The organism is Tropicimonas isoalkanivorans, assembly GCF_900112335.1.
GTDB lineage: Bacteria > Pseudomonadota > Alphaproteobacteria > Rhodobacterales > Rhodobacteraceae > Tropicimonas > Tropicimonas isoalkanivorans.
The window spans coordinates 135,827-148,821 of sequence record NZ_FOLG01000007.1 but is presented as its reverse complement, the minus strand read 5'-3'; the positions used below and the strand labels follow the sequence as shown (position 1 = coordinate 148,821).

General features: G+C 61.3%; 10 protein-coding genes and 1 tRNA gene. 9 read left to right on the top strand and 2 right to left on the bottom strand.

Translation table 11 applies throughout. From position 1 onward, the window contains the following. Positions 1-61: 61 nt before the first annotated feature. Positions 62-832, bottom strand: coding sequence for an OmpA/MotB family protein (locus BM075_RS13100; RefSeq protein ID WP_245758842.1), 771 nt, complete (start codon positions 830-832; stop codon positions 62-64). Here BM075_RS13100 and BM075_RS13095 point away from each other — a divergent pair. The 3 genes from BM075_RS13095 (at position 753) to BM075_RS13085 (ending at position 5,451) form a co-directional block, all read left to right on the top strand. Further along, positions 753-1,967 carry a metallophosphoesterase family protein gene (locus BM075_RS13095; protein ID WP_245758841.1) on the top strand — a complete coding sequence of 405 codons (1,215 nt, stop codon included), beginning with the start codon at positions 753-755 and terminating at the stop codon, positions 1,965-1,967. The two genes, BM075_RS13100 and BM075_RS13095, sit on opposite strands and share 80 nt — an antisense overlap. A 239-nt stretch (positions 1,968-2,206) precedes the next feature. Beyond that, on the top strand, positions 2,207-3,235 hold the full coding sequence (rfbB, locus tag BM075_RS13090; RefSeq protein WP_093361133.1) for a dTDP-glucose 4,6-dehydratase: 1,029 nt from the start codon (positions 2,207-2,209) through the stop codon (positions 3,233-3,235). A gap of 248 nt (positions 3,236-3,483) precedes the next feature. Then, entirely contained in the window at positions 3,484-5,451 is a 1,968-nt protein-coding gene (locus BM075_RS13085; RefSeq protein WP_093361132.1) for an HWE histidine kinase domain-containing protein, read from the top strand. 482 nt (positions 5,452-5,933) lie between these two features. Here the strand turns inward: BM075_RS13085 and BM075_RS13080 are convergent. Continuing rightward, positions 5,934-6,010: transfer RNA gene (locus tag BM075_RS13080), tRNA-Arg, on the bottom strand. Between the two features lie 361 nt (positions 6,011-6,371). Here BM075_RS13080 and BM075_RS13075 point away from each other — a divergent pair. The 6 genes from BM075_RS13075 (at position 6,372) to BM075_RS13050 (ending at position 12,993) form a co-directional block, all read left to right on the top strand. Beyond that, positions 6,372-7,448 carry a LacI family DNA-binding transcriptional regulator gene (locus BM075_RS13075; RefSeq protein ID WP_093361131.1) on the top strand — a complete coding sequence of 359 codons (1,077 nt, stop codon included), beginning with the start codon at positions 6,372-6,374 and terminating at the stop codon, positions 7,446-7,448. An 84-nt stretch (positions 7,449-7,532) separates the two neighbouring features. Then, positions 7,533-8,279: a glycosyltransferase family 2 protein gene (locus BM075_RS13070; protein WP_093361130.1), complete on the top strand. Its 747-nt coding sequence runs from the start codon at positions 7,533-7,535 to the stop codon at positions 8,277-8,279. Then, the gene (locus BM075_RS13065) at positions 8,272-8,580 is read left to right on the top strand and encodes a lipid-A-disaccharide synthase N-terminal domain-containing protein (RefSeq protein ID WP_093361129.1); all 309 of its coding nucleotides are present in this window, start codon (positions 8,272-8,274) and stop codon (positions 8,578-8,580) included. The genes BM075_RS13070 and BM075_RS13065 overlap by 8 nt, the downstream gene beginning before the upstream one ends. Beyond that, positions 8,555-10,030, top strand: coding sequence for an ArnT family glycosyltransferase (locus tag BM075_RS13060; RefSeq protein ID WP_093361128.1), 1,476 nt, complete (start codon positions 8,555-8,557; stop codon positions 10,028-10,030). The genes BM075_RS13065 and BM075_RS13060 overlap by 26 nt, the downstream gene beginning before the upstream one ends. A 126-nt stretch (positions 10,031-10,156) precedes the next feature. Continuing rightward, positions 10,157-12,277: a YjbH domain-containing protein gene (locus BM075_RS13055; protein ID WP_093361127.1), complete on the top strand. Its 2,121-nt coding sequence runs from the start codon at positions 10,157-10,159 to the stop codon at positions 12,275-12,277. After that, positions 12,274-12,993 carry a YjbF family lipoprotein gene (locus BM075_RS13050; RefSeq protein WP_218152856.1) on the top strand — a complete coding sequence of 240 codons (720 nt, stop codon included), beginning with the start codon at positions 12,274-12,276 and terminating at the stop codon, positions 12,991-12,993. Before BM075_RS13055 ends, BM075_RS13050 begins: the two co-directional genes overlap by 4 nt. Positions 12,994-12,995: the final 2 nt, after the last annotated feature.

The following is a 12,995-nucleotide window of genomic DNA, read 5'->3' as shown; positions in this document are numbered from 1 at the left end:
CACTATGCGCCCGCGGGCTTAATGGCGTGCTAACGGGAAAATTTGTGGCGAGTTTCTGGCCCTAGGCTTCCACCGACCGCAGGAGAACAATCTCGAGCCTGTCATTGCGGATAGACATTGGGGGGCGGACGGCGGGTGACCTGTCGGCATGCCCGCTCACCCGCTCCATACGCGTTGGTGCGAGTCTACGGGTCAACATGCTGCGGGCTTTTTCCGACCAGTTCAGGGAATTACTCCACGCCGGATTTTGCAACAGCACGACGGGATATGCCCTGCTGAAGCCTTTCACCGCGACCTGATTCGTTGCATATCCGAAGACCTCGCCGATCAGGTCTATCAGATCTTCGAGCAGCGGCGTCGGTTCGTCCGATCCGTCGACAAATAGGGGATCGCCGTCGAGCGAGAACACTTCCACAATCAGTCCTTCGTCCGTGATCCGGGTCACCACGTGGCGCAAGATGTTGTCGTCCGCCATGCTCTCGCCGCCTCTTGCGAGACGCGATTCGATTTCCGCGAATCGCTCTTCTTCCTCGGTCGGATTGTTTCCGGACGGTCCGGGGGTACGTGGGGCCGGTTTCAGGTTTGTGGCGCCCAGCCCGTTTTGGGCCAGTGTATCTTCGGAAAAGATCGAATCTCCGCCGAAATTACCGTCCCCACCGCCAGACGTCGGGGAAAGGGAGATCGTCGGGCTGAAGTAATCCGCGAGCCCTTGTCGCTGTTTCTCGGTGGTCGCGTTCAGCAGCCACATCAGCATGAAAAAGGCCATCATGGCTGTCACGAAATCGGCATACGCGACTTTCCATGCGCCCCCATGGTGGCCATTGGCGGCCACGACCTTCTTTCGCCTGATGATGACCGGCGCATTTCTGTTGGCGCCCATGTCACCACCTCGTTTTCAACACACCCATGGCGAACCTAGGCTCGGATCCGTAAAGGAAGCCTTGATCCCTGTTCGGCTTTCTCCGGGCCGCCCGCTGCGTCACCTAAGTGCGCACAATGGGCCAAAAATAGCGGCACTGTTTCCCCAAGATGAGGGAACCAATTTGTTTCCTTGTCTTGGGGCATTTGCCACCCAATCTCATTTGCATGAGCCGCTGTACCGACATCGACTCGCGTCGACGAACGCGACTATGCGCATGTTGGAATGCGCGTTTGTGCCATTGCGTCTTTTGGAGGCGTCCGGTGTGAGCCTATTTTCCCGCATCTTTCGGCCGGCACATATGATCGGACTGGATTTGTCGCGCCCCGCCGACGCAATGCCCCGTCCGGAGCGGCTGACGTACGCTATCGGCGATATCCATGGCTGTTTCTCGAAATTGGAGCGAATGCTTGACGAGATTGGCCGGGACAGGGCGGGAAGGGACGCCGACCTCGTGTTTCTCGGAGATTACATCGACCGTGGCGGGAAAAGCTGCCCTGTCTTGCGCCATGTGCACCGTATGCAGCAGGACGATCCAGATCACGTCATTTGTCTCGTTGGCAACCACGACCGCATGATGCTCCAGTTCCTGGAGGCTCCGGTCGGCGTGGGGCAGCGCTGGCTGCAGTTCGGTGGCGAGAAGACCCTTACCAGCTTTGGTGTGCCTGACTTCGGAGAGTTGTCTCACGGTGCGAGGTCGAAAGCATGGGCAAAGGCTCTTCGCGAAGCTGTTGGCCCGGAGCTGCTGGATTGGCTGGCCGCGCGGCCGTTGTGGTGGAAGTCCGGATCGGTCGTTGCGGTCCATGCCTTGACCGATCCTGCGCGCGCCATGGAAGTGCAGAAGGAGCAGGTGCTGCTGTGGGCGCGCCCTCGACCGGTCGCCATTCCTCGGCGCGACGGGACCTGGGTCGTGCATGGACACACGATGGTTGAGAATCCCCAGGTGGGTGGTCGGCATATCTCGATCGACACGGGAGCCTGGCGCGGCGGGCCCTTGACGGCCGCGGTGCTTGGAGATGGCCCGATACGATTCTTGTCTGTGCGGTAGGCTGGCCGTCTGAGGCTTCCATGCACCCCGGCTCCGTCTTCGAAAATCCTGTGCTGTCTTGCGAAAGCATGTAAAAACGTCTGCGCGCCGTCGAAGTCTGGCCACGGCGCATGAGATTTGCATATCGACAGAGGCTACGACGTTGCGGGGGCGCAGGCATTTGTTTTTAAGGCTCCGGAAGGTTGCGTCCGCAGGGCAGCGTATCATAAGGCGGGCGGTTACCGCGGGGACGTGAACGCGTGAAACTCTTGGTTACTGGCGGGGCGGGTTTCATTGGCTCAGCCATCGTGCGACGTGCGGTTTCCGCCGGACTGTCCGTCGTGACCGTTGATGCGCTCACTTACGCCGGGTGCCTGGATAACATTGCCAGCGTGGCCGATAACCCGCTTCACGCCTTCGAGAAGGCCGATATTCGAGATGGTGCGGCGTTACGGGAAATCTTTGACCGCCATCGTCCCGACGCGGTCATGCACCTTGCCGCAGAAAGCCATGTAGATCGCTCCATCGATGCCCCTGCAGTTTTCCTTGAGACGAACGTACTTGGAACGTCCACGCTTCTGCAGGCGGCGCGGGCCTATTGGGAGCGAACAGGAAAGCCGCAGACATTCCGGTTCCTCCACGTCTCGACCGACGAGGTCTATGGCGAACTGGGAGCGTCTGGCAAGTTCACCGAAGTTGCGGCAACCGCTCCAAGTAGCCCATATGCGGCCTCCAAGGCGGCTTCGGACCACGTGGTAGGGGCCTGGCATCGGACCTACGGCCTTCCAATCGGGATCGCGCGCTGTTGCAATACGTTCGGGCCGCATCAGTTCCCAGAGAAACTGATACCCGTGGTCGTCCGAACCGCGCTCGATCACTCTTCCATACCCCTCTATGGCGATGGCGAGAATGTGCGGGAGTGGCTCTACGTCGAGGACACGGCAGACGCGCTCTTGACGGTGCTCCGGAAAGGCATCGACGGGCGGATCTACAACGTCGGAGGCGGCCACAAAATCTCGAACCGGGCGCTCGTGGAGGCAATCTGCGGTCTGCTGGACATTCTGCGGCCGGCTGGAGCGCCCTATGCCGGTCAGATTGCCTTTGTCACCGACCGTCCGGGGCACGACTTTCGCTATGCGCTCGATCCGACACGGATTCGAACGGAACTTGAATGGTCACCGACCTGGCCGTTTGCGATGGCCTTGGAACGAACCGTTCAATGGTATCTCGAGAACGAGGCCTGGTGGCACGCCCGGATGGAAAATGGCGCCCACAAACCAGCAACCTGACGATTTGGTAGCTGTCAAAGAACCACTCCGTCTGCCATGGAGTGAACCCTTGGCGTCACTTAGCTCCTACTAAGTGGGCGTGGCCAATGCGCCCAGAAAGTGAGCAAGATTTCCCTCGGCAGTCGTTTCAGACTATACATAGATGCAGGCCGATCATCTTGGTTCTGCCCGTCGGTGCGCCCTGCAGCGCATACCAGTCACGGAGATAATCAGAGTTGCTCAGACGTCAGCGGCAACCACGGAACCCGATGAACTTTCTCTCCGGCAGCGGCGAGATGGCGGGGAGAATTCGCGATTTCGATTGGCGGTCTCATCCTTTCGGCCGATTGGAAACGTGGCCTCAATCCCTGCGTTCGGCGCTTGGAATCTGCCTGAACTCGGCCTTCCCGACGGCGATTTACTGGGGTCCCGAGTTGCGGCTGCTCTACAACGATGCATGGTCGCACATCCCCGGCCCCAGACACCCTGCGGCCCTCGGCGCACCCGCGCGGGATGTGTGGTCGGATATCTGGCATATCATCGAACCGCAGTTCGTCCACTTGATCGAAACCGGCGACGGCATTTTCGTCGAGGATCAGTACTTGCCCATGCGCAGGTTTGGCGTGCCCGAGGAAACCTATTGGAGCTATAGCTTCACCCCGATACGCGGGGAGGACGGGCTGATAGCGGGCGTTTTCAATTCGGGCAGCGAAACCACGCATAGCGTTCTGCAACAGAGGCACACGGCCTTCGTGCTTTCCTTGAACGATGCCCTTCGGACCGCTTCGGACCCGCAAACGGCACAAAGCGTGGCGCTGCGGATGCTGGCGGAGCACCTCGGTGCCATCCGTGCGGGGATTCGCGAGCGCGACTTTTCCGGCGAGCTTGTTGTTGCCGCCGAGTGGAATGGTCCTCGCGTGTCCCCCATCGGCAGTTCGATGCGGCTGAGCGATCTCGGCGTCGTGTTTTCGCAGCAGATCAGAGCTGGGCACGTCGTCCGGATCAATGCGGTCGATGAGTTTCCCGATGCCGTTGCGCGCGCGTTCTTCAGATCGAAGGGCACGAATGCGGTCGTGGCCGCTCCTTGGATGAAGGACGGAAGCACCGCCGCAGTGTTGTTCGTTCACACACCTGAACCCAGAACTTGGAGCGACCTCGACATCGAGACGATCGAGCAAGTGCTGGAACGCACCATGGCCTGGATCGAGCGAGAGCGGGTTGCCGCGCGCGAAAAGGTGATGGCGCGGGAGATCGACCACCGTGCGCGCAATCTTCTCGCTGTCGTCGGCTCCATCGTGAGGCTGACAACGGCCTCGGACAGTGCCGCCCTGCGACTAGCGATTTCAGAGCGGATCGATGCGCTCGCCGAAACGCATAGCCTTCTCGCGAAGCGACGGTGGGAGGGCGCGACGCTGCGCGACCTGTTGGCGAAAGAGCTCTCGCCATATGGGGTCGATGCGCAGCGGTGCAGTCTGTCGGGTCCGAAGGTCGTTCTCAAGCCTCTGATCGCGCAGGCGCTCTCCATGGTATTTCATGAATTGGCGACCAACGCGGCGAAGTACGGCGCTCTTTCCGCAAAGGAGGGCCGGCTGGATGTTCGTTGGGAACAAGGTGAGGAGAGCCCTCTCGTGATTTCCTGGGAGGAACATCTCCCGTCGCACGCCGCAGAGCCCTCGGATCCCGAGCGCGTTGGGTTCGGATCAGTGCTGCTGGCCAAGGTGGTCGAGGACTATCTAAGTGGGACACTTAAGGGTGAGAAATCGCCAAACGGGGTCGCCTACATGCTGACGCTTCCGCTCGGCGAAGCGCCTGTCACAGGTGGGACGAAAGCCGATACACCACCTCCCATGCCGTCGGATGAGACTTCCGTGCTTATTGTTGAGGACGATGTCCTTATTGCGATGGACTTAGCGGAACTGGTGCGGAGCCTTGGCTACAGTGTATCTGCAGTGACCTCCTCGGTGGAGGAGGGTCTGGAGGTACTGAAGCGTAGCGTTCCGGACATCGCTTTACTCGACATGTTTCTGGATGATGAGACCTCTAAAGACTTGCTGGCCCCGCTGAAGGCGGCCAACGTTCCAATCGTGGTCATGAGCGGCCACATGGCCGACGCGAGCGAGCAATCGGCTTTTTCGGAGTTTCCTCAGCTCGAAAAGCCGTTCTCCGCCGAGAGGCTGGCCCACACGCTGATGAAGCTCGCGCCGCTGGCTAGCGGTGGAGATGTGCGATCGACGTAAATTCTGAAATCGCTGCGTCCTCGGCATAGTTGGCCGAAATGGGGGCAGGGCAACGGTATCGGATTATGCGAATCTAGCCAGAGCGATGGCTCGAGGCTCTGGCGTTTTTTTAATGGTGGATACGAAAGCACTCCACGGGTGATACGCGTTTGAGTGTCTAACTGAATAAAATGCTATGGTAAGATTTCGTGGAGCCAGACGACTACCGGTCATCAGGGTTCTTGCGGGCCAAATTGGTTAAAGTTCCTGCGGTCGGCCGTAAGGTTCTAAACTCCGGAAAGCTTCGATGACTGGGGAACAGGTTAAAATCTGCCCATTCTCGAAAGGTCTGCGAAGCCATAAACGGGCAAAAGATTTGAACGCTTGAGTGCTCGGCACGCCATTCCCACGGGGCTTCTTCACTTTGCCGCAAATGATGAATGCCAGCGGGCGAGCACGTGTTACACGTCTAGAGATGGATTCAATTCTGCACTATCGTGAAATGGCGACCCCGGCAGGACTTGAACCTGCAACCTATCCCTTAGGAGGGGATTGCTCTATCCAGTTGAGCCACGGGGTCTGATTTTCGATCTTACGGGTCTCAGAAAGGGTCGCGCAAGGCTGCCTTTTTGCTCACCGTCTCTCTTTCCAATCTCCGCCGGCCCCCTGATTCCGCCTGGGGAAGTTCGTTCCGAGCAGCTGACCCACGGGGCTGGCATATGCGTTTTGTAGGTGTTCGGGGATGGAGCGCAACCCCTCATATGCAGAGGCGCGCGGGCCATGCAGGAATGTCTGTAACGCTTTAGGCACCCCGCAGAGTTGTAGGGCGGGAGTCGGGCATGCCGGGTTTTCCCGTGCCCGGTGCCGCGGCACCAACGTTCATTGACAACGTGCCGCGCGGATGCTTTCCCGCTTTTAGATATGGCGCTAACTGAATTGGCATGAAGAACGACGATCGCACCACTCCCGCCTCCCCTGTGACGGCCCGCAACGAAGGTCGCCGCCCCCTTACGTTGCGCGATGTCTCCGAAGCGTCCGGTGTCAGCGAGATGACCGTCAGCCGGGTTTTGCGGAATCGCGGGGACGTCAGTGCCGCCACCCGGGAAAGGGTGCTCGAGACTGCCAAGCGCCTGGGCTACGTGCCCAACAAGATCGCGGGCGCTTTGGCATCCAGCCGGGTGAACCTGGTCGCCGTCATCATTCCCTCGCTTTCCAACATGGTCTTTCCTGAGGTCATCAACGGCATTTCCCACGTTTTGGAGGATACCGAACTGCAGCCGGTCCTGGGCGTCACCCATTACCAGCCGGAACTGGAGGAGAAGGTCCTCTACGAAATGCTGAGCTGGCGGCCCTCGGGCGTCATAATCGCCGGGTTGGAGCGGTCGGAGGCATCGCGCGCCATGTTGCTCAACGCCGGCATTCCCGTGGTCGAGATCATGGACGTGGATGGCGACGCCGTGGACTCCGTCGTGGGCATTTCGCATTGGCGGGCGGGTCGTGAAATGGCCCAGGCAATCGTGGACGGCGGCTACCGACGGATCGGTTTTCTCGGCACCAAGATGCCGCGTGACCACCGGGCCCGGAAACGGTTCGAAGGGTTTACCGAGACCCTTTCGAAAGCCGGGCTCGAGGTCGAGGACCAGGAGTATTACGAGGGGCACTCCGGGTTCGCCAAGGGTCGCGAGATGACCGCGCGGATGCTGGAGCGCTCACCCGATCTGGATTTCCTTTATTTTTCGAACGACCTGATTGGCGCGGGCGGTCTGCTCTATTGCCTCGAAAAAGGGATCGACATTCCGGATCGGCTCGGGCTCGCGGGGTTCAATGCGGTGGAGCTGCTGGACGGTCTGCCGCGGAAGCTCGCGACGATGGACTCCTGCCGGCGACAGATCGGAGAAGCGGCCGCGAAAGTGATTGCAGAGCACGCGGGCGGCAACGGCGGCGGAGCGTCGGCAGGCGCGGAACGCATCGTCCTGACGCCGAAACTCACCTATGGGGACACCCTCCGCCGGGGGTGAGCCAATGCTCATGGACACTTTGCGGGCGATGAGGTTAAACCCCTCCAGTCCGGGGCTGAGCCCGGACGGCCGCGCGAGACGCCGATGACAGAGCTTTCCATCGTGATCCCCGTGAAGAACGAGGCCGAGAACATCGGCCCGCTCATTTCCGGTATCGCGGAGGCGTGCGACGGCAAGACCTACGAGATCATCGTGGTTGACGACGGTTCGACCGATGACACTGCCGACATCGTCAACGGGTTGCGCGCGGAAGACGCTCGGATTCGGCTGGTGCGTCATGGCAGGTCCGGTGGGCAAAGCGCAGCGATACATAGTGGGACCCTCGCGGCCCGTGGGCCAATAGTCTGCACGCTCGATGGCGATGGCCAGAACCCGCCGGAAGAACTGCCGAAGCTGTACGGTCCGCTGATGCACGATACCACCGGGCGGTTGGGTCTGGTCGCGGGGCAACGGGTGGGCCGCAAAGACACGGTGAGCAAGAAATGGGCGTCACGCTTTGCAAACGGCCTGCGGGCGCGGGTGCTGCACGATGGCACGCGGGATACCGGATGCGGGTTGAAGGGCTTTCGCCGAGAGGCCTTTCTGGGCCTGCCCTACTTTGACCACATGCACCGCTACATGCCCGCTCTGTTTCGACGCGACGGATGGGACGTGCTGCTGGTCGACGTGAGCCACCGCGAGCGGCAGGCGGGACAATCGAAATACACCAATTTTCACCGCGCGCTTGTGGGCATTCCGGACCTCCTGGCAGTTGCCTGGTTGATCCGTCGACGAAAGAAGGTGCAGGTCATGGCACCCGCAGGGGACAACGAGGGGTCGGGCAATGATTGAGCAGTTGTTCCGGATTCTTCATGTGGACGGCTGGCCCGAATTCTGGTGGGTCATGATAGGTCTCGGGGGGCAGCTTCTGTTCACCGCTCGTTTCCTGGTGCAATGGATCGCATCCGAACGCGTTGGGCGATCCGTGGTTCCGCTGGCGTTCTGGTACCTCTCGATCGGCGGCGGGCTCGTCTTGCTGACCTACGCGCTCTACCGTCGGGACCCGGTATTTATCCTCGGTCAGGCGATGGGAATATTCATTTACGGCCGCAACCTCTGGCTGATTCATGCAGAACAACGCCGCCTCGGATGACTCGCGGAGCTGGCTCCTGCCGGCTGCTGCGATCGCATTGGGCATTACCGGCCTGCGCGTCCTCCTGCTTGCGTTCAACCGCACAGATCTGTTCGTCGACGAGGCGCAATACTGGCTCTGGGGGCAGGAGATGGCCCTTGGATACTATTCCAAGCCGCCGCTGATCGGCTGGGTTATCCGCGCATCCACCGAATTGGGTGGGTCCGACGCGCCGTTCTGGGTACGCCTTCCCGCGCCGCTCTTTCACGGGGTCACGGGACTCATCCTGGGGGCCATCGCAGCGCCACGCTACGGCAGGGCGGCGGCGGTCTGGGTGGTGGCGAGCTATGTCACGTTGCCGATGGTGGTGCTTGGCAGCCTTCTGATTTCCACCGACACGATCATGGTGCCGTTTCTCACGCTGGCACTCGGTGCCTGGCTTCGCGGCCTGGATCGCGGCGGCTCGGTGGTGTGGGCGGCGGTGGCTGGTGCCGCGCTCGGGCTGGCATTCCTCGCGAAGTACGCGGCAATCTACTACCTGCTCTGTGCCGGACTCGCCGCGTTGGTCCTTTGGCATGGGCGACCCGGATCGCGTGTCGCTCTGGCCGGTCTCGTGGCTTTCGCGGTGGTGATTTCCCCGAACGTCTGGTGGAACCTGACCAACGGACTGAGCACCGTGGAACATACGCTCGACAACGCCGACTGGGTCCGCGACCCCGGCACGCGGGCGCACCTGAACTTTGCTGGGCTGGCGGAGTTTCTTGCCAATCAGTTCGTTGTTTTCGGCCCCGTCCTGTTCGCCGCGCTCGTTTGGCTCGTTGCCCGTTTCCGCCACAACCCGGCGGACCGGAAGCTTCTGCTATTGTTTTCGCTCCCCATCGTCACCGTGGTGTGCGTGCAAGCCCTGCTGAGCCGCGCCTATCCGAACTGGGCTGCGACGGCCTACATCGCGGGAACGCTGGCGGTGGTGCCTTGGCTGCTCAACTGGCACACGCGCTGGCTTCGGCTCAGCATGGGGATCCATTTGTTCCTTGCGGTTCTGTTGCCGGTCGCCAGTGTTTGGGGGACAGGGTGGCGCGTCGGGCCGGACGCGAATTTCCTGCTGGAGCGCTATGTTGGGCGGACGGAGATGACGCGAGAAATCCTCGACCGAGCTGACGCCCTGGGTGTTGCGGCCATCGTGGCAGATGACCGCGATGTTCTGGCGGATCTGTTCTATGGGGGCAGGGGGGCGAGCGTGCCGATTTATGCCCGCCCCGTGCTCGGGCGGGCGCCCAATCACTACGTCCTGAAATACCCGCTTCCCGCGACAGTGGAGGGCGAGGTGCTTTATGTGACCAAGAAAGACACGCCACGGGTCGACGACTGCGAAGCGCGGGAGATGGATCGGATTGCGCCCGAGACCGGCGTTTACGCGCAACGGCCACAGCGGCTCTTTGTCCTTCCGGCCGACTGTTTGGCGGCACGATGACCCGGTGCGTTGCGGCTTCCTCGCGACAAGCGACAGATTTTGAGTATGGCGCGTCGCAGGTGGTTTCGCCCCCCGTATCAATCGCTATAGTGGCGGCAGTGAACAAAAGAACGGCAGGGGCAATGAATGCCTGAGCAGCACCGCAAACTGGCCGGCCGGGCAATCGTCTCGGCCGCAGTCATCGTTGGCACGGCATACCCACTGGGCGGCTTTGCCGAGCCGTTGGTGACGGATAGCTACAACCTCTACGGCGTTCCCGGCCTTCTGGAAATGCCGACCGCCGAAAGCGCCGCGGACGCGGAATTCTCCGGAAACTTCAACTGGGTGGACGAGCAGTTCCGCAGCGCGCTGACCTTCCAGTTCGCCCCGCGGCTCTCCGGTACGTTCCGATACGCCAAGGTGCCAGAGTTCGTCGATTACGGCGAAGACTACTACGACCGCAGCTTCGATCTGCGGTTCCAGTTCCTCGACGAATCCATTTGGCTTCCCGCGGTCGCAATCGGCTTCAACGATTTCATCGGCACCGGGATCTATAGCGCCGAGTACCTTGTCGCGACAAAGACCTTTCGGGACAGTCTTCGGGTGACGGGGGGGCTCGGTTGGGGCCGGCTGGGCACCTACGAACCCTTGACGGATGGGAGCGAACGCAAAACCGACCGGGTCGATACCGGCGGATCGTTCAACTTCGACCGGTTCTTCACCGGGCCGATGGCGGCATTCGGCGGTGTGTCTTGGGCGCCGACGGATCAATTGACTCTCAAGGCGGAGTATTCCTCCGATGCCTACACGAGGGAGATGCGGCGTGGCCTCGTGGATCACACCAGCCCGTGGAACTTCGGCGCCGAGTATCGCATCAATGAGGGCGTCAGCCTGCAGGCGGCCTATCTTTATGGTGATACCTACGGTCTGCAGCTGAACTTCACGATGAATCCCAAGGCACCGCTGTTCGGCCCGGGCAACGAACCGGCGCCGCTGCCGGTGCGACCGCGACCGCCCCGCAGTGTGGACCCGGAGGCCTGGAATCTCGAATGGACCGCCGCGACACCCGCCCAGCAGGATCAGTTCAATACCCGGTTGAAAGAGGCGTTGGCGAAGGAAGGCATCAGCCTCGAGGCGATCGACCTGAAGCCGCACAGCGTTGAGATCCAGATCGAGAACAACCGATACTATCCTTACGCAGAAGCGGTTGGACGGATCTCGCGCATCCTGACGCGCGCGATGCCGGAGTCGGTGGAGACATTCTCCATCGTCGCAACGGATGATGGCGTGCCCTATTCGCGGGTGTCCCTGAGCCGGACGGATCTCGAACGCCTGGAAAATGCCCCGTCCGATGCCATTCTGGCGCGGACGCAGTTCAGCGAGGCCCTTCGCTTCGCGCCGCCGGAGAACCGGGTCGGGGACCCGTTCCCACGGTTCACGTGGTACATGGCGCCTTATATCGACTACAGCCTGTTCGATCCCGACAACCCCCTCCGCGCCGACCTCGGCGTGGGTGTGGGCGCAGACGTTATTCTTGCGCCGGGTCTGATCCTGTCGGGCGATGTCCGGCAGCGCTTGGTCGGAAACCTCGACGATGTGGATCGCCGGTCGACGTCCGAGCTGCCGCGCGTCCGCTCGAATTCTTCGCTCTACAACCAGACTGACACCTATCTGAAGAACCTCACCCTGGCCCATTTCGGTCGGCCCTCGGGAGAGTGGTACAGCCGGGTGACCGCGGGCTACTTGGAGCAGATGTATGCCGGTATTTCCGGCGAATTGCTCTGGAAACCGGTGGACAGCCGTCTCGCGCTCGGAAGCGAGCTCAACTACACCGTTCAGCGTGAGTTTGATGGTGGCTTCGGCTTGCAGGACTACGATGTCTGGACCGGGTATTTGTCGGCCTACTACGACTTCGAGAATGGTTACTATGGCCAGATCGACGCCGGTCGATTCCTCGCTGGCGACTACGGCGCGACATTTACCGCCTCCCGCCAATTTGACAACGGCTGGGAGGTCGGCGCCTTCGCGACCTTCACGGATGTGCCCTTCGAGGAGTTCGGGGAGGGATCGTTTGACAAGGGTGTCTTCTTGAAGATTCCCCTCTACTGGGCCAGCGGTCAGCCCTCTCGCGCGGGTTACGGGCTCAAAATTCGTCCGCTTACCCGGGATGGCGGAGCGCGCGTAAGCGTGCCTGATCGCCTCTACGATACAGTGCGCGAATGGCACGAATCCGACTTCGAGGACAGTGGCGGGAGGTTCTGGAGATGATGATGAACCAGACGCTCTGGAGAGTCGGGGTGCGGACGGTCGCCTGCGTGGCCATGCTGGGGGTTCTGGCTTCCTGCGGGAACACACCGACCAGAGGCCAAGGATGGCGCGTATTCACCGAGGCCTACAAGAGCCGGCAGGCTGAGGGCGGTGATCGCGCTGGCGGTGGGGCCGCTGCGGTGCCGGGGGATAAGCAGGCTGCGGTGGCCCGAACGATTGCCAGCGTCAAAGGGCCGCTCATGGTGGCCGTGCTCGACGTCAACAAGACCACGGCGGTACTGACCACGATTGGTCAGAACGGGCCCTACGTCACCTGGACCACGGCCGACAATCAGAGCCTCATTTTCAAGCGCGGCGTGCTCACGGGCACGCGGGGCCTGGGATACGATCTGATGTCATCCGACGCCGATGCAGCGATCAACCTGATCACCTCTCGCCGCCCAGGCACCGTACAGAGAGTGTATCGGCACATCGACGGCCTGAACCAAGAGGTCCCGACGACGCTCTCCTGTACTATCACGGTTGCTGGATCCGATACGGTCGCTCTCAGCACTGGGGCAAGTTACGCCACCACGCGGATGAAGGAGGTCTGTCGGAATGACGAGGTGAAGGTGAGCAACCTCTACTGGGTCACCAGCTCCGGCGCGATCCCGCAGTCGAAGCAATGGATCAGCCAGCAGATGGGTGACCTGGCCGTGCAAGTCCTCCGGAACTAGTC

Bases quoted from the DNA above. Each gene is read 5' to 3' on its own strand.
- BM075_RS13075 (WP_093361131.1), top strand. From the start codon at position 6,372: ATGAAGAACGACGATCGCACCACTCCCGCCTCCCCTGTGACGGCCCGC.
- BM075_RS13065 (WP_093361129.1), top strand. From the start codon at position 8,272: ATGATTGAGCAGTTGTTCCGGATTCTTCATGTGGACGGCTGGCCCGAA.
- BM075_RS13095 (WP_245758841.1), top strand. From the start codon at position 753: ATGAAAAAGGCCATCATGGCTGTCACGAAATCGGCATACGCGACTTTC.
- BM075_RS13055 (WP_093361127.1), top strand. From the start codon at position 10,157: ATGCCTGAGCAGCACCGCAAACTGGCCGGCCGGGCAATCGTCTCGGCC.
- BM075_RS13050 (WP_218152856.1), top strand. From the start codon at position 12,274: ATGATGATGAACCAGACGCTCTGGAGAGTCGGGGTGCGGACGGTCGCC.
- BM075_RS13060 (WP_093361128.1), top strand. From the start codon at position 8,555: ATGCAGAACAACGCCGCCTCGGATGACTCGCGGAGCTGGCTCCTGCCG.
- BM075_RS13085 (WP_093361132.1), top strand. From the start codon at position 3,484: ATGAACTTTCTCTCCGGCAGCGGCGAGATGGCGGGGAGAATTCGCGAT.
- BM075_RS13070 (WP_093361130.1), top strand. From the start codon at position 7,533: ATGACAGAGCTTTCCATCGTGATCCCCGTGAAGAACGAGGCCGAGAAC.